The 24,414-nt window shown below is 68.2% G+C and carries 21 protein-coding genes and 1 pseudogene; 10 read left to right on the forward strand and 12 right to left on the reverse strand.

Annotated elements, in window-relative coordinates:
- The 5 genes from C1I93_RS13055 to fxlM all read right to left on the reverse strand — a co-directional run.
- Positions 1-841: thiopeptide-type bacteriocin biosynthesis protein (locus C1I93_RS13055; protein WP_111243534.1), on the reverse strand; the 841-nt coding region annotated here is incomplete at its 3' end.
- 29 nt (positions 842-870) lie between these two features.
- Entirely contained in the window at positions 871-2,100 is a 1,230-nt protein-coding gene (locus C1I93_RS13060) for a lanthionine synthetase C family protein (RefSeq protein WP_111243535.1), read from the reverse strand.
- Positions 2,097-5,141: a lantibiotic dehydratase gene (locus C1I93_RS13065; protein ID WP_223256708.1), complete on the reverse strand. Its 3,045-nt coding sequence runs from the start codon at positions 5,139-5,141 to the stop codon at positions 2,097-2,099. Before C1I93_RS13065 ends, C1I93_RS13060 begins: the two co-directional genes overlap by 4 nt.
- Before the next feature lie 97 nt (positions 5,142-5,238).
- Entirely contained in the window at positions 5,239-5,385 is a 147-nt protein-coding gene (locus C1I93_RS13070; protein ID WP_220039573.1) for an FxLD family lanthipeptide, read from the reverse strand.
- Positions 5,386-5,503: 118 nt separating this feature from the next.
- Positions 5,504-6,709, reverse strand: a complete 1,206-nt coding sequence (fxlM, locus tag C1I93_RS13075; RefSeq protein WP_111243538.1) for a methyltransferase, FxLD system — start codon at positions 6,707-6,709, stop codon at positions 5,504-5,506.
- 277 nt (positions 6,710-6,986) lie between these two features.
- On the opposite strand from fxlM, the gene C1I93_RS31570 reads away from it, so the two are divergent.
- The 3 genes from C1I93_RS31570 (at position 6,987) to C1I93_RS13085 (ending at position 10,149) form a co-directional block, all read left to right on the forward strand.
- Positions 6,987-8,228, forward strand: a complete 1,242-nt coding sequence (locus C1I93_RS31570) for an NsdA family TPR-like regulatory protein (RefSeq protein ID WP_181445153.1) — start codon at positions 6,987-6,989, stop codon at positions 8,226-8,228.
- The gene (gene ribD, locus C1I93_RS31575) at positions 8,228-9,145 is read left to right on the forward strand and encodes a bifunctional diaminohydroxyphosphoribosylaminopyrimidine deaminase/5-amino-6-(5-phosphoribosylamino)uracil reductase RibD (protein WP_181445154.1); all 918 of its coding nucleotides are present in this window, start codon (positions 8,228-8,230) and stop codon (positions 9,143-9,145) included. Before C1I93_RS31570 ends, ribD begins: the two co-directional genes overlap by 1 nt.
- Before the next feature lie 134 nt (positions 9,146-9,279).
- A complete protein-coding gene (locus tag C1I93_RS13085; protein ID WP_111243539.1) occupies positions 9,280-10,149 on the forward strand; it encodes a phosphotransferase enzyme family protein in 870 nt (289 codons plus the stop codon).
- On the opposite strand, the gene C1I93_RS31185 is transcribed toward C1I93_RS13085, so the two are convergent.
- From C1I93_RS31185 to C1I93_RS13105, 4 genes are all read right to left on the reverse strand, one after another.
- Positions 10,146-11,519, reverse strand: a complete 1,374-nt coding sequence (locus tag C1I93_RS31185) for an NsdA family TPR-like regulatory protein (protein WP_146603492.1) — start codon at positions 11,517-11,519, stop codon at positions 10,146-10,148. The two genes, C1I93_RS13085 and C1I93_RS31185, sit on opposite strands and share 4 nt — an antisense overlap.
- 40 nt (positions 11,520-11,559) lie before the next feature.
- Positions 11,560-12,276, reverse strand: a complete 717-nt coding sequence (locus tag C1I93_RS13095; protein ID WP_111243541.1) for a creatininase family protein — start codon at positions 12,274-12,276, stop codon at positions 11,560-11,562.
- Positions 12,277-12,288: 12 nt separating this feature from the next.
- A complete protein-coding gene (locus C1I93_RS13100; protein ID WP_146603493.1) occupies positions 12,289-13,296 on the reverse strand; it encodes an NsdA family TPR-like regulatory protein in 1,008 nt (335 codons plus the stop codon).
- A gap of 289 nt (positions 13,297-13,585) precedes the next feature.
- Positions 13,586-14,044: a PPC domain-containing DNA-binding protein gene (locus tag C1I93_RS13105; protein WP_111243543.1), complete on the reverse strand. Its 459-nt coding sequence runs from the start codon at positions 14,042-14,044 to the stop codon at positions 13,586-13,588.
- Positions 14,045-14,224: 180 nt separating this feature from the next.
- On the opposite strand from C1I93_RS13105, the gene C1I93_RS13110 reads away from it, so the two are divergent.
- Positions 14,225-14,869 (forward strand): HAD family hydrolase, encoded by a 645-nt coding sequence (locus tag C1I93_RS13110; RefSeq protein ID WP_111243551.1) that lies wholly within the window; start codon positions 14,225-14,227, stop codon positions 14,867-14,869.
- On the opposite strand, the gene C1I93_RS13115 is transcribed toward C1I93_RS13110, so the two are convergent.
- From C1I93_RS13115 to C1I93_RS13125, 3 genes are all read right to left on the reverse strand, one after another.
- On the reverse strand, positions 14,866-16,173 hold the full coding sequence (locus tag C1I93_RS13115; RefSeq protein ID WP_146603494.1) for a tetratricopeptide repeat protein: 1,308 nt from the start codon (positions 16,171-16,173) through the stop codon (positions 14,866-14,868). The genes C1I93_RS13110 and C1I93_RS13115 overlap by 4 nt on opposite strands.
- 270 nt (positions 16,174-16,443) lie before the next feature.
- The gene (locus C1I93_RS13120; RefSeq protein WP_111243545.1) at positions 16,444-16,638 is read right to left on the reverse strand and encodes a DUF397 domain-containing protein; all 195 of its coding nucleotides are present in this window, start codon (positions 16,636-16,638) and stop codon (positions 16,444-16,446) included.
- A complete protein-coding gene (locus C1I93_RS13125) occupies positions 16,635-17,582 on the reverse strand; it encodes a helix-turn-helix domain-containing protein (protein WP_309148198.1) in 948 nt (315 codons plus the stop codon). The genes C1I93_RS13120 and C1I93_RS13125 overlap by 4 nt, the downstream gene beginning before the upstream one ends.
- 383 nt (positions 17,583-17,965) lie before the next feature.
- Between C1I93_RS13125 and C1I93_RS13130 the strand changes: the two genes are divergently transcribed.
- The 6 genes and pseudogenes from C1I93_RS13130 to C1I93_RS13155 all read left to right on the forward strand — a co-directional run.
- Positions 17,966-20,539 (forward strand): sensor histidine kinase, encoded by a 2,574-nt coding sequence (locus C1I93_RS13130; RefSeq protein WP_111243547.1) that lies wholly within the window; start codon positions 17,966-17,968, stop codon positions 20,537-20,539.
- Positions 20,540-20,556: 17 nt separating this feature from the next.
- A pseudogene (locus C1I93_RS13135) lies at positions 20,557-20,954 on the forward strand (roadblock/LC7 domain-containing protein).
- Positions 20,955-21,031: 77 nt separating this feature from the next.
- Positions 21,032-21,604 (forward strand): hypothetical protein, encoded by a 573-nt coding sequence (locus tag C1I93_RS13140; protein WP_223256707.1) that lies wholly within the window; start codon positions 21,032-21,034, stop codon positions 21,602-21,604.
- Positions 21,601-22,932, forward strand: coding sequence for an ABC transporter substrate-binding protein (locus C1I93_RS13145; protein ID WP_111243548.1), 1,332 nt, complete (start codon positions 21,601-21,603; stop codon positions 22,930-22,932). The genes C1I93_RS13140 and C1I93_RS13145 overlap by 4 nt, the downstream gene beginning before the upstream one ends.
- A gap of 59 nt (positions 22,933-22,991) precedes the next feature.
- Positions 22,992-23,771: a class I SAM-dependent methyltransferase gene (locus C1I93_RS13150; RefSeq protein ID WP_111243552.1), complete on the forward strand. Its 780-nt coding sequence runs from the start codon at positions 22,992-22,994 to the stop codon at positions 23,769-23,771.
- 34 nt (positions 23,772-23,805) lie between these two features.
- Positions 23,806-24,414: branched-chain amino acid ABC transporter permease (locus C1I93_RS13155; protein ID WP_111243549.1), on the forward strand; the 609-nt coding region annotated here is incomplete at its 3' end.

Consider the following 24,414-nt stretch of genomic DNA (forward strand, 5'->3'; position numbering starts at 1 on the left):
GTGTGCGGCAGGGGTTTCGGGTCGTGGGCTGGGTGGTGGGGTCGGGGCCGAAGATGGCGGTGGCGGCGTTGGTGGCAAGGATGGCTTGGGTGGTGGCGGATAGGCCGAGCCTGTTCATCGCGAAGATGATGTGGTGTGCCATGACGTCGCGTAGCCCGCGATGGAGTCGACCTGCGGCGGCGAGGTGAGCCAGGTCGTGGCCGGCGGCGGCGTACGCTGCGGCCCAGCCGGCAGCGGCGGCCCTGGGCGTACTTGGCGTGGTGACGGTGGTGAGGTCGGTGCCCATCAGCTTTCGAAGGGCGGCGTGCAGTGCCGGGATGGTGTTGGGGTCGGGTGCGTCGGGTGGTGGTCGGTGGTTGGCGACCTTGTTCCAGACGTCGCCTTGTTCGTACCAGTCCAGACCGGCGGCGCGTAGCAGCGTGCTGGTGAGCAGGATCGCGAGTTCTCGCCGGTGCCGGGCGGTGGGGTCTGCTGCGGTAGTGGCGAGGTAGTCCAGGACGTGTCGGCTGTCGGCGTGCCACAGCCGGTGCGCCACGGTCATCGCCGGGGTGCCACCGAAGGCGCGGGTTTCCGGCTCGTACACGACTTCGACCGCTGTGGCGATGAGCTGGTCGCGTTCGAGTGTGTGTAAGCGGTCGAGCAGGTGGGTTCGCGCCTGCATGGTGGCGGGGAGGTAGCGCAGCCGCCATTGGGGTGTCTTGCGGATGAAGAACCATGCGGTGATGAGCTTCTCGGCCTCCGCCTCGGTGAGCATGGGCACCAGGTGAGCGACGGCGATGTCGTCGGCCTGGACGGGGTCGGATAGTTCGATGGTGATCTGAAGCCAGGGTGGGGGTATCACGGCCGTCCTTGCATAGTGGGCGGGGGCGGTCAGGCCAGGAGGAGGACTGCGTCCCAGGCGGATGCGGGCGTGGCGCTGGTGCCGACGGCGTGCAGTGCGAGGGCGGCTCCGGCGGCTCCGTCCATGAGCTCGGGGTCGGTCATGTTCTGAGTCAGTTGGGTGGCGAGATGAGCTGCGAGGTCGGGCAGTTCGGCGACCAGGGCGGGGCTGCGAGCGTCGACGGCCATGCGAAAGGCGGACTGGAGCAGGCCGGCTTTCCCATGGCACAGGCCGATTTCGGGGAGCAGCGCGCGTTGGCTGGGATCGCGCAGCGCGGCGAGCATCGCGTGTTCCGCTGTTATTTGGCGGGTGGTGTCATCGAGGGCGATGCCGGCTAGTTGTTGGGCCCGGGCGGTGCCAGCGATGCCGTAGCACCAGGAGGGTCGGGGGCGTTGGGGTGGTGCGAGGCGGCGGACGTGGTCGATGGTGAGGTAGCCGGGCCACCAGGCACCCGTGCTGTCGTCTCGGCGCCATTCGTCGGTCCAGGCGCAGAGCCGGGCGAGTGCGTCGTGGATGCCGACGTCGTGCAGGTTGTGCAGGACGGCGAGGGACAGCAGCGCGATGACGGCGTTGATGCCGTGGGCGACGCCGATGTTGCCGTGCCCGTGCGGATGGTCTGGGTGGGGCTCGCCGGACAATCCCACAGACATCCACCACGGCGGCAACCCTTCGGGACCGGTGCTGCTCGGGCGGTGGTGGGTGAGGCGGACTAGGTAGCCGAGCACGTCGCGGGTGATGGGGTGAGCGGGGTGGCGGTGCAGGTGGTAGACGCCGAGTCCGGTCAGGCCGTGGATCAGGTCGAACTCGCGCATCAGTAGTGGTTCGTCGCGGTCGATGCGGGCGTGGGCGGCGGCCAGCCGGGTGCGGGTGAGCGCGATCGTGGTGTCGTCGATCGCGGACAGAGTGCGCCGGTACTGGGTGGTGCCGGCGGCGTGCAGGGCGAAGCCGAGGGCAGGCGCGCCGTGGAACAGGTTGGCGTTGCCGCCGGCGCTGATGGGCTGGGAGGCGGCGAGTTTCAGCCAGGCGTGGGCAGCAGCGTCGTCGCCGCGGCCGGCGCGGGCGCGTTCGATGTGCAGGAGGGCGATGCCGACCGCGCCGCCGGCGAGGGACTGTGGCCTGGCCCGCCTATCCAAGGACTCGCGGTGGATAGCTCGCGGGTCGGCTAGCGCCTCGGCGGTTGCCGTGGCCGCCGCCAGCGCGGCCGGGTGTGGTCTGGTCATGGGTGGCTCCGTGCGCGGGTGGTCCAGCTCAGCGCGGCGGCGCGGGCCAGGTGCAGGCAGATGCGTTCGCTGTCCGGGTCAGGTCCGATCATGCGGGTGTGGTGCAGATGCAGGAGGTCGGGCAGCAGGCTGTCGGGGCCGTCCGGGAGGGTTCGTAGGGTGTCGCGGTAGGCGGACAGGGCTTGGCGGCGAAGGCCCCACCGGGCGCGGAGTTCTTCACCGCCCGACAGCTCTGCCAGGCCGGACTGGTCGGGGTTAGCCAGCTGGACGGCACGCTGGTAGACCTCGCGGGGCGGGGCGGGCTGGTGCGGGCGGATGTGGTCGATCAGCCATCGCAAACCTCCGACCGTGTCGCCGATGAAGGCGGTGGTGATGTCCACCAAGCTCGCGGCGGTCACCGCACGGACATCGGTTTCCTGGTGGCGGTCGCTGACGGTAAGTTGCGTGAGGGCAGCCGCCGAGTCGGCGGCGAACACCTTCTCGACTGTGGTGGTGGCGGTGGGTCCGCCGAAGCGGGCCGTCTCCGGGTAGTCGGTGTCGACCTGCACCCGGGCGACCAGGCCAGCGCGGCGAAGGTGCTGGGCCCACTCGCCCACCAGACCATCGAGGGACCCGCCGGTGAGTCGCAGACGCAGGTGTGGGTCGGGGTCGCCGTAGCGGAGGAACCACCACCGGGCGTGAGGGCCGAGCCGGTTCAGAAGGGTCGGTAAGTGCCGGGTGAGGATGGCGGTCTGCCGGTCCGGGTGACCGTACAGCTTGAGGTAGAGGCGACCGTCCGTGCCGGGAAGATGCCCGTGCTCGCGGACGTTCACCACCGGTGTGGTGGCGAGTAGCCGCGGCGGGGGCGCCGGATCGCCCGTGGCCGCGAGGGGAATGACGACCTCGTGTGCATGGCCGCCGATCCACTCGGCGGCGTCCGGTGGTGGTGCGGCCCGCAGCAGCGCTGTCGGCCGGCGGTTCAGGTAATCGCGGAGCAATGCCTGGTGCGCGGGCGCGGCCAGGTCCAGGCTGATGCGCTGGTCGCCATCACCGAGGTACACCGTCTGCGGGCAGGCGACCGCGTCACGCCACGAGGTGAGGCCCTGGGTCCACTCTCCCCAGGCGGCGTCGGGGGCGGGCAGGGTGCTGGCTGGTAACAGCCAGCGCGCTGGCGACAGGATGGTCCGCCGGTAGCGCAGGGCGGGCAGGAACGGCAGATCGTTCGCGGCACCCCAATCGACGGCACTACACGGCACGGTGAAGGCGACGGGAGCTTCGGCGAGGAACCGCACGATCGGCAGGGTGTAGTACGTCTGCTCGACAGCGTTGAGCACGACCGGCTCCACCACACAACGCCGGGACACCGACACCAGATACACGCGGTCGGCGTCGGCGGTGACCGCGATGTCGTCCACCGCAATCCGCCCGGAGGCGTTGTCGTGGTACTCCCCGAGCGTGATGGCGTGCGGCATCATCTGCGGGGCGCGGGCGACGTCCTCGGTGATCGTGTACGGGGTCACCGCCGACACCTGCGCGAGCAACGCACCGCGAGTTGCCGTGGGCACAGCCGCGTACTGTCCGGCGATTCGCTGCCGGTCCGTTGGGCCGAAGAGGTCGAGGAACCGGCCGGTGGTGGTGCCCGCGTTGCGGGACACGCCGACGACCGCGAGCCGGAACTCGCCCTCATCGAGGTCCTGAGCGGTGCGGGCCTGAACACTGACGGTCATCTCAGTGCTGGGCTGCACCCGGGTGATCGGAACCCCTCCGGACAGGCTGCGGATCAAGGCGTCGTCGAGTACGACCTCGCGCTGACGCCGTAGCGCCGCCCCCTGAGCCAGGGCCAGCAGCTTCCGATCCCGCTCGGTCAGGGCCACCGGTGGCGCGGGCGGGGCATCCTGGTAGCCGGCGGGGAACCCGAGGCCGACATCGGCGTCCACCACGTCGCGGACCGGGACCAGCGCGTGCGGCCCGTAGCGTTCCAGGAAACGGCGGTGCCACGCCGCCCATCCCGCCCGTTCGACAGCGGCGAGGCGCACGAGTACGCCAGCGGCTGCTGCGGCCTCCACCGCGACAGCGTCGGGAAGCCGTAGGTCGACGTCCAGCCGCAGATCGACCGCCACCGGTGGCTCGTCTGCGGGATGCAGAGCAGCCATCGTCGTGGCAAGCCGGTCACGATGCTGCCCGGTGGCCCCGCTCGGGGTCGCGTTGTGTCGTGTGACTTGCTTGATCAGGGCGCGCAGCCCGTCGCGCGTGGACCGTGCATGGACGAGTGCGTCGTGGCCAACGCTGTTGTCGTCGACGTCGGCCAACACCTGGTCGAGTCCTGTCATGACGGCGGACAGCGGGTCGGTGGACGTGGTCGGTGGCCGTAGCGCGGTCAGCAGGAGCCGCTGCGACACCATCTTCGCCAACAGCGCACGCACTGTGCTGGTGGCGACAGCATGATCGGTGGCGAGCTTGTCCGCCAGATCGTTGAGCCGGATCGGATCCCTCGCCGCAGCCAGCGCGGCACGGACCGGACCGGTAGCGCGCACATGCACCTGGGTGAGCGCCTCGCCCGGAGCCTGGTGGGGACGGTAACCCAGCACGATGCGGCCGTCGCGACAGGTCAGCAGGTTGTTGGCGCGAACGGTCAGGTACGGCCTAACCATCGGATCGGACTCGATGCGGTCGACCAGGCCGGCCAACCACTGGGCACGTACCCGCGCCACCGCTAGGTGCCCGTCACCGACCCGTACCGCTGTGGTCGGCGCCAGGCGGGCGGTGGCGACCCCGGCGAACAGCCCGTATGGCGTTGCCCGCCCGCAGGCCCGCAGCAGGTATCGCAAGACCGACACCACCACTCGCCGCCTCTCACGCTCACCCATCGTCCGGCCACCGCAGACCGCGCGAACGCGTTCGATGAGTACCGGGCTGGCTTGCTCCAGCGAGGCGGCGAACTCTGGCACCGCGAGGACCTGCCGCAACCACGGCCGCCACGACGCCGCGCCAGCCCCCGACCCGGTCAGATCCGGCCATCCGACAGGCAAACGATCTGGAGCGCACACCGCGACACGCACCATCACGGCGTCCAGATGTCGGTACACGCGTCCTCCCTCACGGGCGAGGCGTCTGACCACACGGCAACTACCGCGCGGCCAGACGCCCCTGGATCTCGGCCTACTTCGGGCAGGTGGTGCTACACGCCGACTGGCAGGTCTTGCCGCACCCGTCGTTGGTCATGTAGATCAGCTTGTCGACGCTCTCGCCGGACTCGACGAACGTGACGTCCAGCTCCCAGTCATCCGGACCGAACTCGCCGGTCATCCCGTCTGCGGGTGTTGGCGCCGTTGAAACAGTCCTCCGCTCGGTCATGATCGACACGACAGCCTCCTTCGAGGGGTTGTGATACCTCCAGCGCCCCGGGGCGGGACGCCGGCAGCTGTCAGGGCCAGGACACCGCGACGACGCCGTGGCGCTTCGGCGCGTACCACCCCACCGGGGCGGCCCCGTCCCCACCGGTGGGGATGTACTCGATGCGCGCGGCACCGCGGCGGCGGTACTGCGCCGCCCAGCGCCGCAACAGCCCCACGTACCGCCCGGCGACCGCCTCGGCGCGCGCCCCGTACGCGAAGACACCGCTCTCCCACCCGCCGGTGTCCTCGTTCTCGCGTTTGGTCCGGTACGCGAAACTGCCACCCTCGACTAGTACGGCAGCGCCGTACGTCACCGCCGGGGTGAACACCCCGTGGTCCACGAGCTGTTGACTGGCATATAGAAACGGCACCTGCGGAGCGCTCGTCACCACGAACAGCTCCAGCTCGTCGGGCAGGTCGAAGGCCGCCCCGGACCACCGCTCGATCTTCGGCCCGTGCATGGCCTTACGCAGCGCCGGCACGTCGAAGCCCGAATCCGGACCGTCGAGGCGCAGGGTCGCCTCACCGTTGATCGGTACCACCGTCTCGGTGAACGTGCCCTCGCCCTGCATCGGCACAAACCCACCAAGGCAATAACTGTGGCTCACCAGCCCGGGCCCAGACCGATCGAACGCGATACACCGCGACAGCCCGGCGAACCGCAACGGCACGACGATCCGGCCTCGCTCCGACAGCTGCTCGATCCAAGCCGGCGGGATGTCCCACGCACCCACCGTGACGATGATGCGGTCATACGGCGCATGCTCCGCCACGCCGTACTCGGCGTCGGCCTGCAACACCCGCACCCGCTCATAGCCGGCCGACCGCAGGCAGACACGGGCCCTAGCAGCGATCTCCGGGTCGATGTCCACCGACGTCACCGAACCCTCGGCACCGACGAGTTCCGCGATCAAGGCCGCGTTGTACCCACCCGACCCGATCTCCAGCACCCGCATCCCCGGCTCGATCTCGGCCTGCTCCAGCATCACCGCCTGGATGTGCGCCGCCGAGACGGAGCTGAGCGCCGTGCCATCCGGACCGGTCTTCGTCACCAACGGAGTGTTCGCCTCGTACACCACCTCCAGCGGCTCGCCGGGTGCGAACAGGTGACGGGGCACGACCGAGAATGCAGCGGCCACGGCCTCCGACGCGATGGTGTCCTCGCGCAACTCCGACACCATCGCCGCACGTAACACCGCGGGATCCTGGACACGCTGATCGCTTGTGGTCGTCATGTGTTCCCACCTCAGCTACTTGATTGACTACCGCCGTGCGTCGAGCAGCGACGTTGCTCTCCGTGGCAGTGATCGGAGAATGGGAAGGTCCTTGCCGGAACCTCACCAAGTACGCCACACACGATCACTCATCGTGAACATCAGGGGAATACCGACTTGCGGTCCGACTTCACGGTGATTCGTGTCGCTACGAGGTGTGACAGCGTGAGAGCTGGATGATCTAGACAACCGGTGGCATAGTCGGCAGAGGTCGGCATGCTGGGTAGAGGGGAAGTCGGTGCCTCGTCATCCGGACACCACGATCAGGCCGAACACCGCGCTCATTGAGGCCCGGCATCGCCTGTCCTCGCCGATGCGTCCTGGCCAGTGCATGTCCCGCAGTGAGCTGGCCGATGCGGTCAACGCGGCGCTCGACCGGATTTACGTGGGCCGTGACGTCACCGCCCATTACGTCGACTTCCGTTGGCTCGGCAAGCTGGAGCGTGGCGAGCATCGCTGGCCCAGCCAAGCGCGGCGAGCAGCGCTGCGTCAGGTACTTGGCGCCGCCACCGATGCCGATCTCGATCTCTACAGCCCTCGACGAAGCGATGGAACAGGCGTCATCGACGAGACGATCGAGCCCCGACCAGGCAGTTGGGACGAGACCATCCACCTGTTGCGCGAACAGTGGCATCTCCTGGTGCAGAACGACAAGATGTTCGGCCCCGAGTACGCGCTGATGGGCGTCATCAGACAATTGACGGCGATCGAGGGCCTTCCGAACGAGGTGCCCCAAGCGCTTCGCCCCGCCGTCATCCGCCTCGCCGCCCAGTATGCCGAATCCGCGGCATGGCTGCATCAATCCCTCAACGACCACGCCGCAGGCCACCGCCGGACACGACAGGCTCTCGCCTGGGCAGGCCAGATCGCTGACCCGACCATGACCGCCTGGGCCACCTACCGCAGCAGCCAACAATGGTTGACCAGCGGACACCCCGCCCAGGCCGTCGAGCAGGCCGAAGCGGCGCTGCTCTACGACCAGAAGCTTCCCGGACCGATGCGGGCGGCGCTGCGTGTCCAGCACGCGCACTCCCTCGCCGCCACAGGCGAACACCGCGCGGCGCTGCGCCTGCTGGACGCCGCGCATCGCTGGGCAGCGGACCGTCACCCGGGAAAGCCAGAGGGCGAGCACGGCTCCTACTGCACCAGCGGCTACATCGAAGTGCACCGCGGGGCGTGTCTTCGGCTGGCGCAGCGGCCACAGGAGGCAATCGACGTCATCGACGAAGCTCTCCCTACGATTCCACGGCGGCATCGCCAGGACTTCGCCGCCGCCCTGCTGAACAAGGCGATGGCCCATGCCGCAGCGAACCAACCCGACCAGGCTGCGGCGACGGCACACCGCGCCTTGCCGATCGCGCGCCGGGCGGGATCACGACGAATCCTGCATCAACTCGCGCACCTCGGCACCGCAGTCAGCGGACACCAGCAACTGCCAGAAGTCCGCGCCTTCCTAGATGGCCTCAAGAAGGACACCTGATGGCATCCGACGTCGAGTTGGCCGCGATGCGGCAAGCGATCACACTATCGTCGTTCGGCTTGGGCACCACGAGCCCAAACCCGCCCGTCGGCTGCGTCATCCTCGATCGCCATGGTGACGTTGTCGGCGCCGGCTATCACCGCCGCAAAGGAGAAGCCCACGCCGAAGTGAACGCGCTCAGCACAGCGGGCGCCGCAGCGCGAGGCGGCACCGCCGTCGTCACACTCGAACCCTGCAACCACATCGGCGTCACCCCGGCCTGCCGCCAGGAACTCATCAACGCCGGCATCGCCCGAGTCGTCATCAGCGTCCTCGACCCGACCTCCCGAGGCGACGGCGGCGCCGCCATGCTCACCGCCCACGGCATCGACGTCGAGACCAACGTGCTGCCCGACGAGACCCTCACCGTCCTCGGCCCCTGGCTCGCCGCCACCCGCCGCCGCCGTCCCTACCTGATCTGGACCTACGCCTACGACAATCAGGACAGCCAGCCTGTCAACGAGCAACTAACCGCGGATCTGCGAAGTAGGACAGACCTCGTGCTCAGCGACAAGACAATCGAGGAGGGCGTCCCCGGCGGTCACGCGCCCGAACACTTCACGCTGCCCGACGACCTGAGCGCTGATCTCCGACCGTGGCTGTCGGCCTGCTACGCCACCGGCTCGCGAACCATCCTGGCCGTTGGAGCCCATCATGCCGGCGAGCTCCACGACGACCTTGACTGCGTCGATGAGATCGTGGTCGCCATCGAAAGAGCCCGACCGACGGGGGGCATCGCGGCAGCCACCGCAGACCTCACGCCAGCGGGTTTCGAGCTGGCTGATATCTCGCCCGGTAGCACGGGTGTGCGTGTTCGCCTTCGCCGGCCCAAGCCGTCTTTTGGACGAGCCGACATCGCACAGCCGGGCATGCGCTGATGCGCTGCTGCCGCAGCCGGGGTCGAGCGAGCACTGCCTGCCATACCTAGAACGCATGAGCCTAGAGCAGGTACGCCGAGGCCGGCCGGGGAGTCATCGAGTTGGTTCGGCCACGCCGAGGGGAGGATGGTCGGGTGCGTGCGGAAGAGGCGATCGACGCGGTGACGTCGGCAGCCACCGGAGCGGGCCTATCGGCTCACGACGCCACCGTGGTGCGCGTCGGCGAGAACGGTGTGGTCCTGCTGCCAAGCGCCGGTGTGCTGGCGCGGGTGCTACCAAGGGCGGCGAAGGACAGCAACCCCCGTCGGGAAATCGAGGTCGCTGCATGGCTGGCCTCGCGACAAGTGCCTGTCGTGCACCCCGCACGGCCGGAGCCAATCATCGTTGGGCAATACGTGGTGTCGCTGTGGGAGTATCTTCCCGATAGCCGGCCGGCCGACTTGGTCACCCTCGCCAGATGCCTGCGTCGGGTACACGCTGTTGCCGTCCCGACAGATCTGTTGCCCTACTTGTCGCCGTTTGACAAGTTCGAAGAGCGGCTAGAGGCGGGCGCTGGCCTCGATGTCCACGACCGTCTATTTCTTCGCCAATTCCGGGGTGACCTCTCGGCTCGGTGGGCAACGACGAAATTCACGCTCGGTGAAGGGGTGCTGCACGGCGACGCGCATATGGAGAATCTCCTGGTGACGGCCGACGGCCGAGAGGCATTCGTGGATCTGGAGACGGTGTGTATTGGACCGCCGGAATGGGATTTGACTCTGACGGCCCTCTACTACGAGTGTGGATGGTTCTCCGCAACACAGTACGTCGAGTTCGTTCAGACGTATGGATTCGATGTCCGCCTTAGCCCGTCGTGGCCGGTGCTGCGGCTGATTCGCATGCTGCGGATGACTTTATGGCTGGCTCAGTCAGCGGACAACGATCCGCAACGACAGTGCCAGCTGAGGCATCGCATCGCCACGTTGCGAGACGGAACCGCTCCCGCCGGCTGGACGGGCTACTAGACCTGGCGCACACACTCGGCTACGTGCGCCCGCGCTGCCGCGAGCTCACCTGCAAGGCTCGGCTCCGGGTCGGAGTTTGCGAGGACGGAATCAAGTACGCGAAGGTCATCGCGCAGCCGGCTGGAGTGAACGCCCCGCGCGTCAGTCAAGCCAGCCCGTACCGAGTTCAACCCGCTGGCGAAGTTACCGTTGCGTACCTGGAGGCAGGCAATCCTAATCATGGTGAGAGCCCGCGATCTAGCAGCTCCCATTGGATGATAGGAGTACGCCGACTGCAACCGACTGATAGTCATGGCCATCTGTTGGCGGTCATGGGTGGCCATGGCGATGTCGAACAGGGCATGGCCGGCGTCACCGAGAATCTGGCCGGCATCGGCGTAGTAGCCCCAAACCGGATCTTCTGCCCCATCCAACCCACTGGCCGCGAACTCCTCATCGCATTGAGCGACCGCGCGGATGCACGCCTGCGAATCGTGGCTTTTTGCATAGGCGCGAGCCTCCACGATCCGAACCGCCGCACGTCCCAGTGGGGGAATGCCGCGCCAATCCGAGTGAACAAGGCCAATCACATCAAGAGCGTCCGAGACCTGCCCGACGTACGTGAGATGCCGGCCCAATGTGGTGGCGGTGTGTGCCCGTTGCTGAACGTCCTCGGCTTCGGTGGCCAACTGCATGGCCATAACGAGGTACCGCTGGGTGGTCGCCGGTGCATCACCTGAATCGAAGCACGCCCATCCGGCAAGGTCAGCAAGTCGGGCTGCCGTCGCCAGCCAGGTTCGGCGTACCGTTTCGGTGGCTGACGCTTGACGGGCGACCAGACAGGCCCATTCGAGCTGTCCGGCCATCGCGGCGCGAGCGAGTCCGCCACCGTGCTGGTGGTCCCACTCTTCGAACAAGGCGATGCTGCGTTGAAGCGCCTCGACATGAGGTGACTCGATCCTGGTCGGTGCCTGTAATCCGCGTTCGGACGTCCACGGTCCCGGAAGCTGCGTAAGGTCGCCTGGCAGCTTGCCGAACCATGCAGCCGTTACTTGCCGGCGATCGGGGATCGCGCGGCTTTCGGTGCGTCGCGGGCTGTAGAGGCCGAGTTCGGCGTCGGTGGTGGCGGCGAGCACGTGGCGGAGGGCAGTGCGGCGTTCGCGGCTGGGCCAGCGGTGTTCTCCACGTTCGAGTTTGCCGACCCATCTGTGGTCGACGTAGTGGGCGGTGAGGTTTCGCCCGGGGTAGAGGTGGTCGAGGGCGGTGTTGATGGCGTCGGCCAGCTCGGCTCGGGACAAGTGTTGGCCGGGCCGTTGTGGGGACGTCAGGCGTTGGCGGGCCTGGACGAGCAGCCTGTTGGGCGTGATGACGGTGTCGGGGTGGCGCGGCATTCTCGCCTCCTTCGCAGGCGGGTCGTGTCGGACTGTTCCGTCACCCCTGGCTCAGCAGGGCGGCAAGATGGTCGTCGAACGACTGCGCGAGGCTTGCCAACAGGGCTTCGCCCTTGGCTGCGGTGCCTGCTGAGGGTCGGCCGATGACGCCCGTCTTCGTGTACGCGCTCATCCCGTGGACTAGCAGCATCGGTCGGTCGTCTGCGGCGTGGTCTCCAGCGGTGAAGTCCTCGCCGACCGCGTGGGGCTGTACGTGCAGCAAGATGGACACTTCCAGCTCACCGGCGTGCATATCGTGGTGGGCGTCGCTGTCCAAGCGCGCGTCTTGCCGGGCCTTTGCCCAGTCGGTGCGGGTCGGGAACAGCGTCATCGAGCCGGGCGTCACGGCGTTGGCGGTCTGCACGATGTTGGACAGCACGTAGTTGCCGCCGTGGCCGTTGACGATGGCTAGCCGGGTGATTCCGCTCGCGGCGAGCGAGGACCGAATGTCCTCGATGATCGCCGAGAGGGTTTGGTGGCTGATGCTGACGGTACCGGCCCAGGCGGCGTGCTCGTGCGAGCACGACAGCGTGATCGGCGGCAGGACCAGGACGTTGTGCTGTCGCGCGATGGCCGCAGCGATTGCGGTGGCGACGATCGTGTCGGTGGTCAGCGGCAGAAACGAACCGTGCTGCTCGAAGCTGCCGACGGGTAGAACGGCTACCTCAGGTGCGCTTGCGGCGACGTCGGTGCTGGTGATAAGCGGCAGGAGGTCCATGCGGTCATCTTGTCACTGGGTTGTCACTGCGGTGCGGTGCCTGTCGATGAAGGCCCGGGCTGAGGGCAGGGCGCTGTGCCGGCGCAGCGCTATCGCGAGTGGCTGGGTAGCGCGGATGACACGGTAGGAGGCAGTCTCGTCCGCTAGTCGCAGCGCGGTCATTCCGTGGTCGACAGCGCGTTCCGGGTCGTGGTGCAGGTAGCACTCGGCGAGGTGGGCGTGCCAGAGGCCGGCGTCGATCGGTGCGATGGCGGCTAGGTCGCTGAGGAGTTCCTCGAAGATCGCGGTGGCGGATGCCGGGTCACCGAGCAAATGCCGGCAGGGGGCGTCAACTGCGGCAATGTAGCGCGGGTCGCAGTGTCGGGCGAAGTCGTCTTCATCGACTGCGTTGGCATCCGCGCCGGGCAGCTCCCGTCGGGCCGCCGTGATTGCGGTACGTGCCTCGTCGTCGCCGCTGGCAGCCAGTGCTTCGGCCATGCGAGTAAGGCACAGCGCGCGAGTCCGGGCGGGTACCGAGCTGGGTGCCAGGGAGCGGCGTGAGAAGGCAATCGCGGCGCGGACGTCGCCGTTGTCGAGGGCGCGTTGGCTCTGACGCATGAGGGTGTAGGCGGCAAGCGAGGCGTCATCAGCCTCGATCGCGCGCCGGTGAGATCGGTCAAGCCACGCCCAACCTTCGGGCGGGGCGGTGTTGTCGGCGATCCAACTCATGAACTCCGACCAGCGAGCATCGACCCGTGCAAGGTGCGGTCGAACGTGGCAGCCCTGGAGATCATCGAGGACTTCGAGGTACTCCTGCACCTGGCCTCTGAGTTGAGGCCAGGTTCTCATGGGTTGGTTCGTGAACTCGTCGAGTTCATGTAGCCATGCCTCTGGATCGCCGTCGAGAAGTTTGCCACCGACGCGGACGTGGAGTGGCCGGCGCGTAGCCGGCTGCTCCTGGACCTGGCCGGATCGGACGGCGTCCGGAGTGCGTCGCGGGCTGTAGAGGCCGAGTTCGGCGTCGGTGGTGGCGGCGAGCACGTGGCGGAGGGCAGTGCGGCGTTCGCGGCTGGGCCAGCGGTGTTCTCCACGTTCGAGTTTGCCGACCCATCTGTGGTCGACGTAGTGGGCGGTGAGGTTTCGCCCGGGGTAGAGGTGGTCGAGGGCGGTGTTGATGGCGTCGGCCAGCTCGGCTCGGGACAAGTGTTGGCCGGGCCGTTGTGGGGACGTCAGGCGTTGGCGGGCCTGGACGAGCAGCCTGTTGGGCGTGATGACGGTGTCGGGGTGGCGCGGCATCTCCACCTCCCTCGTGGGTCAGGGTTGCGAACGTTCAGCCGAGGTGCAGTTGTGGTACGTCGTACAGGTCGGTGTTCGGTAACCGACGCATGGCCGGTGAGCTGACCTCGATGATGAGCATCTCGGTGAGGAATTGGACGGTGGCGTCCAGCAGGTGGCTGGTGTGAGCGGTCGCGCTGTGCTCCTTGAGCCCAGCCGTGAGGTGGACATGGGGAAGGATCCTCTGGTTGGTGTCGTCCCAGGCGATGGTGCCGCCGCCAAGGGCTTCGACGTTGATCAGGTCGACGTGCGTCCAGACGGGGGCGTCGGGGTTGTCGAGGCGTTGACACGTATAGACAATCTTGGCTGTGGACAGGCCGGCGATGAACATCGGGATGTAGCCCTGTTTGATGCCGTGGGCGCGGCAGGCGTCAGCGAGGGCGGTGAAGAATTCGTCGTCGTGGTCGAAAACCACACCGATCATCCGTCCTGGGGTCAGGTCGTGGCTACGCATGCGCCGCTGGTGTCTCCGTTCGGTCGCTGGTCCGTGTTGGTGTCGGCTAGGGCTTTGGCGGAAGTCCACGGAGTAGACATTCCGCCGGGGCCGCACCAGATGGCTCTCCCATAGATGGGAGTGCCGCCCGGAGGGCAGCCCTTTAGAGTAGATCGCTGGCCCTTCCCGGAGGTGTCGTACGTGATCAGGTCTGTGGTGTTCGATGTCGGTGAGACGCTGCTGGATGACACTCGGGAGTTCCAGGCGTGGGCTGACTGGCTGCGCGTGCCGAGGCATACCTTGTCGGCTTTGGTGGGGATCGTTGTGGCGCAGGGCCGCAACAACGCCGAAGCGTTTCAGTACCTGCGTCCCGGCATCGATCTCTCGGTCGAACGTGAGCGCCGTGAGCGTGCTGGTCACGGTGAGATGATCAGCGAGGCTGATCTGTATCCGGACGTTCGTCCTGCCCTCGCTGAGTTGCGAAGACTCGGGTTGTGGGTTGGTGTGGCTGGCAACCAGACCAGCCGGGCCGCCGAACTGCTGCGGCAATTGGCGCTGCCGGTCGATGCTGTCGCGACGTCCGGCGAGTGGGGCGTTGCCAAACCGGATCCACGGTTCTTCACGCGGGTTGTCGAGTTCGCCTGCGGCAGCGCGGACGAGATCCTGTACGTCGGTGACCACCGTGACTATGACGTGAGAGCTGCTCAGGCTGCTGGGCTGCGGTCGGTGCTGATCAAGCGTGGCCCTTGGGGGCATCTGTGGGCTGGCGACCCCGTGATGGCCGAGCACGGTGTCTGGGTGCTGGAGTCGTTGGAGCAGTTGCCCGGTCTGGTTCGGCCGGGTTAGCCGACCGCTGCCGATGCCCATCGCGCGTACTCAGAGAGGCGGTCGTCCGTCGATGCTCGTGAGCGCAGCAGGGTGAGGACCTGACGCACGTGAGGGTGGATGCGGGTGTGTTCAGGCGCTGCTGTCCTTGCGTGCAGCAGCGCATCGAGGGCTTGCGCAGGAGAGCCCGTCTTAGCGTGGGCGCGGGCCAGGTCGATGTAGAAGTGGGACCGACGTTCGCTGAGAACGGTTGTCGGTGGGGCCCAGCCCTCAGCCACGCGCAGGGCGGCGTCTGGGTCGCCGGAGTCGAGGGCGAAGGTCATTCTGTGTATGCGGACCGAGGAGGGGCCGAAGGCGGTGCCGTGATATTCGCCCTCAGGCACCGCCCGTGCGTGAACCTCGGCCTCTTGTAGATGGTCCCAGGCTCGCGATGGTCGCTGGGCGAGGCCAGCGAGCACTGCGGCGCGCATGTGCAGGGCACCATATGCCGCCCGGCCAGTTTGGCTCGTGCAGGAGCTGATGTCGGCTGAGGCCCGCTCCAGCAGCGCCCGTCCCAGGTCCGGCCGGCCGTTGTGAAAAAACAGCTCCCCGCGTACGTACTGGGCCGTCGCCATGATTGCTGGGTCCGATGTGTCTTGAGCTGTACTGGTCATCATGGTGATGATGCGGGCTGACAGGTCGTGGTGACCAAACTTGTCCGCAAGAGCGTCCGCCGCCCGGTACGCCTGAGTCAACAGGGCGGCGACGCTCTCGTGTCGTGCGCCGGTGCAGGTGAGTCGCGCGCGGTGCAGCTCATCGAGTAGGGCGGGGACAACGGCCGCGAGCTGGTGGTAGTTCGAGGTAAGGCGCAGGCGCACGACCTGGTTCACGGCGGCGCGAAGGTCATCCGCGGGCCGGACCGGGCCGTCGGGGGGAACGTCGAATGCGTCCAGACAGGCACGGAGCCCGGTGAAGTCGACGCGCGTCGGAGCAGGAACAAGGCGGCTCACGGCATCTGGAACGGGGCCACCGGGCGGCGTTCGTCGTGGGCTGTAGAGACCGAGATCAGCATCAGTAGTAGCGCCGAGAGCACGTCGGAGAGCGGCGCGCCGTTGCTCGCTGGGCCAGCGGTGCTCCCCGCGTTCCAGCTTGCCCACCCATCGATGGTCGACGTAGTGAGCGACGAGGTCCCTGCCCGGGTAGAGCCGATCCAGGGCGGCGTTGACCACATCGGCCACTTCGGCCCGGGACATGCGCTGCCCAGGCCGCCGCGGCGATGACAAACTGGCACGTCTCTCGGCCAAGAGCCTGTTCGGCGCGATCATCGTCTCCGGATGACGAGGCACCAACACCTCCTTCCGAGAACCGACCGGACCGATACAGATAGGCGAGCGGACTCGCCGGATGCCCGGAGACGCTGCCGCGTGGGCGTGGGGTCTCTGGCTGCCGCCGTCGTGGTTGGCGAGCACACCCAGAGTCAAGGAAGTCCCGGGCGGCGTCGCCGAGACGGGAGCCCGGTCTCGGCAACGCTGGTACTGGACGCGGTATCGCGAGCCCTTTAAAACCGGGCGCGCCCTGCCCGGGGTCGTGACGCAAGAGGCGCTTGTGCCTCTCCGTCACGAGCGGAATGCGAACCCGCCATCACGAACGGCCTCGGTGAAGGCGCGCCATTGTTCCGGGTGGAACCGCAGCACCGGCCCGGCGCCGTTCTTCGAGTCCCGTACCAGAACCGGTTCATGAGTGTCGGCAATCTCGACGCAATTGCCGTCGTCGCTGTAGCTGGACTTACGCCAGGTGTGCAGGTGCGTCATACCGAGACTCCTTCAGTAGGTGCCAGGCGCTCCGCCGCGGCGCGGAGGAGACGAATACTCGATTCGGGTGAGAGCGCGGCGGCCTTGAGCCGGCCGTGCAGGCTCAAATAGGGATCCAGCTCATCTGGATCAGTGTGGATCACGTCGTGAGTCAGGGTGTCGACCGCGACGGCCTGTGAGTTCTGCGGATCGCGATAACGGTAGATCGAGTACGCGGACCGGGGAGCGCTGTGGCCCCTGATCGACGCGTCTACGGGCAGCACCTGGACGGTCACGGATGGATGGTGCGCGCACACATCGACGACGTGCCGAAGCTGCTCGGCGACGACGACCGGGTCGGCGGCGGAACGTCGGATCGCGATCTCGTCGATGACGGCCTCGTACCGCGGCCCGCCAGCGGCGAGCACCAGGCTCTGGCGGCGCCCGCGGGCGGTGACTGCGGAGGCAGGTTCGAACCTGTCACCGTGACGGGCGGGTTCGCTGCGTAGCCGGGCATCGGCGAACGCTGGCGTCTGAAGTAGGCCGGGGATCAGCGAAATGGCGTACTCGGCGATGTTCTTGGTGCCGCTTTCCAGGTCGGCGTAGACGGCCTGCCGGATGCCCATCCGTTCTGCCTCGGCCACCCACCATCCACGCGCCCAACCGTCGGCCGCGGCGTCCATGATCGCGGTCCGCCGATTGACACCTACCGCGAGGTAGTCACAGATTCCGCTGACAAGATCGATATCAGGGCCGAGATGTCCGTTCTCCAAAGCGCTAATTTGCTGTCGCGGAAATTGCAACGCACGGGCAATCGACTCGCCCGTCACGCCATGCTCCTCCCGCAGGCGACGGATTTCGCGTCCGAGCCATCGTCGGCGGACGTACGGACTAGGGCGGTTCACCGGCAGCCTCCACGGACCACGCAAGCCCGGTCGACAGTGCAGTCGGCCGGGTGAGGTCACTGTAACCCCACCAATCCGTTGGATGGCTCTGAGGCACGGAGGGTCCGCCACTGTTTTCCCAGGCCAGATGCTGGTCGGACCGCAAGTCGGTGTGCGAGGTCGGACCGAAGGTCGGTATTCCCAGCGTGAACTCCTGGTCGGCATGATCTCCGTAAATGACTAATGGCTCAGCTTGAGCGCTCGACTGCCGATCGGAATTGACGATCACTCAGACAGGCGGTGCCGCAGTGTTGCTACTGACGATTGCAGTCCTGGTCAGTCTGTCTTTCGGCTGGTTGGCCGGGATGGTCACCTACCGGTCGTCCCGAAGGTGGTGTGGCCGGTGCGGTGGCTCTCTTCGCTGCGCTGCCTGCGAACCGACTTTGGCGACGATCAGCTGATTCATGAGGTTCAGCAGCAACTTTGACCAACAGCAGAACCAGAGCAAAGGCGACGGGTTGAACAGCGCTGCGAGACGAGGCATTGCCGCGAAGGTACGTCCGTTGGCGGACCTTCCCGTCCGGATCAAGGCGGCACTGATCGTAGTGCCCACCGTGCTGGCTGCGGTGCTCTCGGCGGGGTTCGGTCTCTGGGCCTCAGCTAGAGAGGCTGGAGCAGCCCAGCGGGCCGGTGACATGTTTATCGCGGGTGGGACCGCTGCGGAGGTGACGCAGCGGCTCCAGGTCGAGCGGATCGCTGCGGTGGGTCTGCTGCTGCCTGGCTCGACAGTCACTCCTGCGGATTTCGAGCGTGCGGTCCAGGACACGGATCGAGCAGTATCGCGGTTCCGCGAACAGCGTGACCGGCTTGATGAACCCCCGGAGTCCGTGCAGGTGGTGCTGGCCAGGGTGGACGCCGGTTTGGCGGAGTTGGAAGCGCAGCGCCAGCGGGTGCGTGGTGACGGTCCGGTGTCGTTGTCGGCGGTGGCCTTCGGTTATCGGGGAATCGTCGCTGATCTTGACGATCTGCTGCCCGCAGTCGCGCAGAGCGGGGTGACTCCTCAGCTCTCTGATGAGATGCGGGCGTCGGCGGCGTTGTCGCGGGCTCGGGAGTCGGTGGGTCAGCAGCAGGTGGCGGTGTTGCAGGCGGTGGCGGCGCGGCGGTTGACTCCGGCGCTGCATGCCGAGGTCGTTGCGGCCCGGTCTGCGCAGGACGAGGCGTTGCGTGAGTTCGACGGTCTGGCGCGGCCGTCGTGGCAGGCGCGGTTGGGTCGGACGTTGACCGGGCCGGACGTGCTGGCCGCTGTGCGGTTGGACGGGGCGGTGTCAGGCACCGGCGTGTATGAGCCGGTGCGGCTGGCGGGCGGTGCGGAGCAGTGGAGCCGGGTGATGACCGCCCGAGCGGAGCTGCTGGCCCAGGTGCAGGCGACGGTGAATGGCGACATTGGGGTTGCCGCTGACGACCTGTGGATGGAACAGGTTCGTGCTGCGGTGGTGCAGGCCAGTGTGCTGACGGTGATGCTGGCGGTCGCGGTGCTGACCGCGCTGCGGGTGGCACGGTCGCTGGTCGGCCAACTGTCGCTGTTGGAGCAGGGCGCACGGCGGGTCACGGACGTCGAACTGCCGGGCCTGGTCGGACGACTGCGGGCGACCTCGGGCCCCGCGGAGGCGCAGCGGTTGGCCGAGGGCGCTGACGGGGTCTCGGTGCCGGTGGTCGGCCGGGATGAGGTGGGCCGGGTCGCAGACGCCTTCAACGAGGTTCTGCGCTCGGCGGTGGACGCGACGGTGGATCAGGCGCGAGGCCGGGCCTTGGTGAGCGCGATGATCACGTCGATCGGGCGGCGGGTGCAGGCGCTGACGGAGCAGCTGCTGGGCAGCATCGACAATCTCGAACGCGACGAGGAGGACCCGGACCGGCTGGCCAGGGTGTTCGCCGCTGACCAGCAGGCGACTCGCCTGCGCCGCTACGGCGCGAACCTGCTGATCGTCGCCGGTGGCGGCCCAGGCCAGGTGCAGCGACAGCCGGTGGAGCTCGGCGACCTCATCAACGCGGCGTTGTCGGAGACCGAGCATTTCGCCCGGATCAGCGTGGAGCGGCTGGTCGAGGTCGAGATCGACGCCCGTGCGGTCGACGCGGTCAAGTCGATCCTGGCGGAGCTGCTGGACAACGCGACCCGGTTCTCCGCCCATCAGGTGCGGGTGTTCGCGGTGTGGGCCGGGCGCAACGTGCAGGTCCTCATCGTCGACTCGGGCCTCGGGTTGGCCCCCGAGCAGCTAGAACGCGCCAACGCACTGCTGCGGAGTCCGGAGGTGGAGGTCGCGGTCACCGATCAGATGGGTTTGGTCGTGATCTCCCGCCTCGCTGCCGAGTTCGGGGTGCGGGTGCGACTGAACCAGACCCGGCCGACCGGTATCACGGCCGAGGTGACCGTGCCGGCCGAGTACGTGACCCGGATGCACGTACGTCAGGTCGTCGTGCCCAGCCAGGTCCAGCGACAGGTCCGGCCGACCCCTACGCCGACGCCCGCCCCGGCTCCCGCCGCAGTGCTCTCTGCGGTCCCACCGATGCCCCGGACCGGCACCGGTTGGACCGGCCCGACCCATCCGTCCCCTGCCGCGCCAGCGGCGGACGCGACGATGGAGCTGCCGCTTGTGCGCCGAGAACGACGGCCGCTGCCGTTGCCGGCGGGCAGCGCCCGGCCGGCGGACACGCCGGTGTTCCGAGAGATGGCGTCCCGGTCGCCGTGGCTGTGGCCGCAGAGCGACGACGGCCACGGTGGGTTTCGGACTGCGGCCGACGCGGGCTGGCAGGTCGCGGCGTCCACCGCTGAGCCGGCCACTGACGGGTGTACCGCGTCCGGTCTGCCTCGGCGCCGCCCGCAGGCGCACGTGGTGCCGGGTGGGTTGCCGACGCAGCGCACCGGCTCCGAGTCTTCCGCGCCGATTGATCCTGCGGCGATCCGGGCGCAGGTCGCCGGCACATTACGCGGCCTGCGGGCCGCGTCTGCTACCCCTTCCCTCTCGACAGGAGAACGCTGATGAGCGTCGCCACTGCTATACCCCGCAATCCCCAACTCTCGGTCGTTCTGGATGGCTTGGCCCGGCACATTCCGGCCGTGGCGCACGTCGTCGCGGTGTCCGGTGACGGGCTGCTGCTGGCCAGCACCGCCGGTCTGGACGGTGACCGGGGTGACCAGCTCGCTGCGATCGTGTCTGGTCTGGTCTGGTCAGTCTGGCCCGAGGCGCCACGGAACTGCTGGAAACCGGCGGCGTGCAGTTCCAGATGCTGATGATGCACGACGGCATCCTCGTGGTGCAGCAGGTGCCTGACGGAACCTCCCTGGCGGCCCTGGCCCGCACCGAATGTGACCCGTCCCAGGTCGCCTACGAACTGGCGGCACTCGCAGCCCGCATCGGGGAGCAGGTCAAGCCGGGACCGCGCGCAGCCGGCTGACTCACGTGCGGGCGGTGATGAGCGTGGACAGGGACACCGGCGCGACCGACGGCCGGGCCTCGGTGCTCAGGGTCTTGGTGACCGGCGGCTCGGGAGTAGGAAAAACCTGCTTCCTGCGGGCCGCCAGCCGAGGCCACGCGGTGCTGGCGGGCCAGCCGGGCAGCGTGTGGGAGATCGGCTACGCCACGCTGCCGGGCCGTGTCACCATCGCGCTGCGCACCACCCCCGATCAGCGGCGCTGGTGGTGGATGTGGGACCAGCTGACTGCTGGTGCCCGCGGTGCCGTGGTGCTGGTCGACACCACCCGGCTGCCGGCTTCGTATCCGGCGCTGGACTGGCTCGACGCCTGCGGGCTGCCGTATCTGGTCGCGATCAACCGGCCGCTCGGCGGTGCCCGCAACCGTCGCGAAATCCGGGAGGCCCTGCGGGTCGCGTCGCACGTGCCGGTGCTGACCTGCGACGCCACCGAGCCCGCCTCCGTCCTTGCCGTTCTGGATCACCTCATCACCACCGAACACACCGGCCGCCACTCACAGGTGATACCGCCGGCATCACCTGTGAACGCGAAGAGCAACCTGATCGCCCCCGCACACGCCGACCAGCACCTGCGCATCCCTCAAACGAACCCATCGACGAGAGGACTTCTGTGACCCCTAACCAGACCACCGGCCGATCTCGGTGGCGACTGACGATCGCCACCGCCGTCGCCGTCCTGCTGCTCGCTGTCTCCGGATGCTCCGGGTCCAGCCTGGGCGGCTCGGACACGGGCGGCGAGGAGATCCGTATCGGTTTGATCGTGCCAAAGTCCGGCCCCTACAAGGCGATCGGCGACGACCAGGCCGCCGGCTGGCGTCTTGCCCTGGACAAGCTCGGCGGCCGGCTCGGGGGCCGACCGGTGCGGGTCATCGAGGCCGACGAGGGCGACGGCAAGGCCACCGCTCTGGCGGCGGCGCGCAAGCTTATCGAGCAGGACAAGGTCCTCGCCCTGGTCGGTGGGGCGACCGCGGACACGGTGCAGACCCTGTACCCGCTACTGATCGAACCGAACGTGCCGCTGATCGGTATCGGCGGCCGACCCTCTACCGTCGAGGATGCCACCTACCTGTGGTCGACGTCGTGGCTGAGCCAGGAGACCGGCGCGTCAATCGCCAGCTATCTGCGCGACAAGGTGGGACAGGGGCGGGTGTGGGTGATTGGCCCCGACTACATCGGCGGCCACGACCAGATCAACGGCTTCGTCGACGCGTTCCGTAAGGCCGGCGGTCAGCTCGCCAACCCCGGCGGCAAACCGACGTGGACGCCGTGGACGCCGGCCCCGACCAGCGAGTTCTCCCCATACCTCACCCAGATCATGCAGGCGGCCCCGGCGGCGGTCTACACCTTCTACGCCGGGGCGTCGGCGATCGAGTTCGTCAAGCAGTACCGGCAGTACGGCGTCAACATCCCGCTGTACGCCTCCGGGTTCCTCACCGAAGGCGCCCCGTTGGCGGCGTTGGGGGAGCAGGCCAAGGGCATCTACACCGCCCTGAACTACAGCACCACCCTCGACAACGCGGCCAACCGGGACTTCGTGCGCCGCTACACGGCGGCCAACGACGGGAAACTGCCGAACATCTACCACGTTTGTGCCTGGGACGCGGCGCTCGTGCTGGACAAGGCCATCGCCGAAGCGCTCGCCCACTCCGATACCCCGGCGACCACACCTGCCACCACTGGGTCGCCGGAACCCAGCAGCTCCACGACGGTCAGCCCGGCCGCGCCGGCCACCGACACGGGCGGGTCGAGCGGTGAGCTGACGTCGCGGTCGCTGACGGCGGCGCTGTCGCGGGTCGGCGCCATCGACTCGCCTCGAGGCGCCTGGCAGTTCGGGCAGACGAATCACACCCCGGTGCAGGCGTACTACCTGCGCGAGGTCGCCCAGGACGGGCAGGTGTGGGTCAACCGCACCGTGCAGACCCTGACCACCCTCGGCTCCTGAACACAGAGAGGCAGACGCCAGTGACTACGACCACCGCCGGCAGGCAGGCCGCCGGCTACATGTTCGACAACACCACCGACGAAGCCGCCCACCAACTGCGCCACCTCGGCGACATTCTCGACCCGGGCACCCGCCGGACCCTTTTCGAGCTGGGTATCGGGCCGGGCTGGACGGTCACGGACATCGGCGCGGGGGCAGGCACCCTGACCACTTGGCTGGCCGACCAGGTCGCCCCAGGCGGCGGGCATGTCACCGCCGTGGACCTCGACCCCCGCCACATCACCGCCAGTTCCACCGTGACCGTTCGGGCCGGAGACATCCGGGACATGGAGTTGGAGGGGTCGCAGCAGGCGATCGTGGCGCGGCTGGTGCTGATGCACCTGCCTGAACGCGAGCAGGTTCTCACCCAGGTGGTGCAGGCTCTGGCACCGGGTGGGGTGTTGGTGGTGGCGGACTGGGACTGCACCTGGCGCGACATGATCCGCGCCAGCCCCAGCCCTCGCGCTACGGCACTGATCGAACGCTTCCAGGACGCCCTGCTCTCCTTCGGCGAGTCGCGGGGGGCGGACATGGGGTGGGCCAAGCGGGCACCGGAGGCGATGCTGCGCGCTGGCCTGGTCGATGTGGACAGTCGCATCGAGTCCCGGTCGTGGCGCGGCGGCACCGGTATCTGTCTGCTGCACCGCTCCAACTCCATCCAGCGTGAGGCGCAGCTACTCGACGCCGGGATGACCCGCGAGGAGCTGACCGAACTGCGGCAGGTGTTGATGGACCCGGAGCTGATGCTGTCGGGCTACCTGATGCACACCACCGTCGGCCGCCGCCCCACCACCGCCTGACCGGCAGACCCGCAGCGAGGAAGGAAGGAGTGCCGTGGACGGAATCGTCAATCCCTACACGATCACCGCGTTGGATGGCGTCGCGTACGGGTTGCTGCTGTTCGTCATCGCCGCCGGGATGACGTTGATCGTCGGCGTGGCCGGGGTGTTCAGCATGGCCCACGGCACCCTTTACCTCGCTGGCGCCTACCTCGCCTGGCACCTCGCCGACGGCGGGTGGACCGGCCTCGCCCTCACCCTCGCGGCTGCGGTGGTGGTGGGCGTACTCGGGGGAGCGGGCCTTGCCGCCGCGGTGCGCCCGCTGACCGATCGGCCGCTGGATCAGGTGCTGGCGACCCTCGGCGTCGCCTACATCGCCGGCGATCTGTTCAGCACCGTGTTCGGTGCCGAGCCGCGGTCGGTCGACCCGCCCCGGGCGGTCGCCGGGTCGGTCAGCCTGGGCGATTACCAGTACCCGGTCTACCGGCTGGGGTTCATCGCCGTCGGCCTCGCGGTGGTGGTGGGGCTGTTCTGGTTCGTCGAGCGGTCCCGCGTCGGGGCGGTGGTGCGGGCGGTCGTCGCCGACCCGGGCATGGCCGCCGCCACCGGCCTGCGCACCGGCATGGTCCGGGCCGGGGTGGTGGTCGGTGGGGGAGTCCTCGCC

This window comes from Micromonospora endophytica, from assembly GCF_003236305.1.
Classification (GTDB): domain Bacteria; phylum Actinomycetota; class Actinomycetes; order Mycobacteriales; family Micromonosporaceae; genus Micromonospora; species Micromonospora endophytica.

Bases quoted from the DNA above. Each gene is read 5' to 3' on its own strand.
- C1I93_RS13105 (WP_111243543.1), bottom strand. From the start codon at position 14,044: ATGCGTAGCCACGACCTGACCCCAGGACGGATGATCGGTGTGGTTTTC.
- C1I93_RS13095 (WP_111243541.1), bottom strand. From the start codon at position 12,276: ATGGACCTCCTGCCGCTTATCACCAGCACCGACGTCGCCGCAAGCGCA.
- C1I93_RS13065 (WP_223256708.1), bottom strand. From the start codon at position 5,141: ATGGTGCGTGTCGCGGTGTGCGCTCCAGATCGTTTGCCTGTCGGATGG.
- ribD (WP_181445154.1), top strand. From the start codon at position 8,228: ATGGCATCCGACGTCGAGTTGGCCGCGATGCGGCAAGCGATCACACTA.
- C1I93_RS31185 (WP_146603492.1), bottom strand. From the start codon at position 11,519: ATGCCGCGCCACCCCGACACCGTCATCACGCCCAACAGGCTGCTCGTC.
- C1I93_RS13130 (WP_111243547.1), top strand. From the start codon at position 17,966: ATGAGGTTCAGCAGCAACTTTGACCAACAGCAGAACCAGAGCAAAGGC.
- C1I93_RS13070 (WP_220039573.1), bottom strand. From the start codon at position 5,385: ATGACCGGCGAGTTCGGTCCGGATGACTGGGAGCTGGACGTCACGTTC.
- C1I93_RS13150 (WP_111243552.1), top strand. From the start codon at position 22,992: ATGTTCGACAACACCACCGACGAAGCCGCCCACCAACTGCGCCACCTC.
- C1I93_RS13120 (WP_111243545.1), bottom strand. From the start codon at position 16,638: ATGACGCACCTGCACACCTGGCGTAAGTCCAGCTACAGCGACGACGGC.
- fxlM (WP_111243538.1), bottom strand. From the start codon at position 6,709: ATGACGACCACAAGCGATCAGCGTGTCCAGGATCCCGCGGTGTTACGT.
- C1I93_RS13060 (WP_111243535.1), bottom strand. From the start codon at position 2,100: ATGACCAGACCACACCCGGCCGCGCTGGCGGCGGCCACGGCAACCGCC.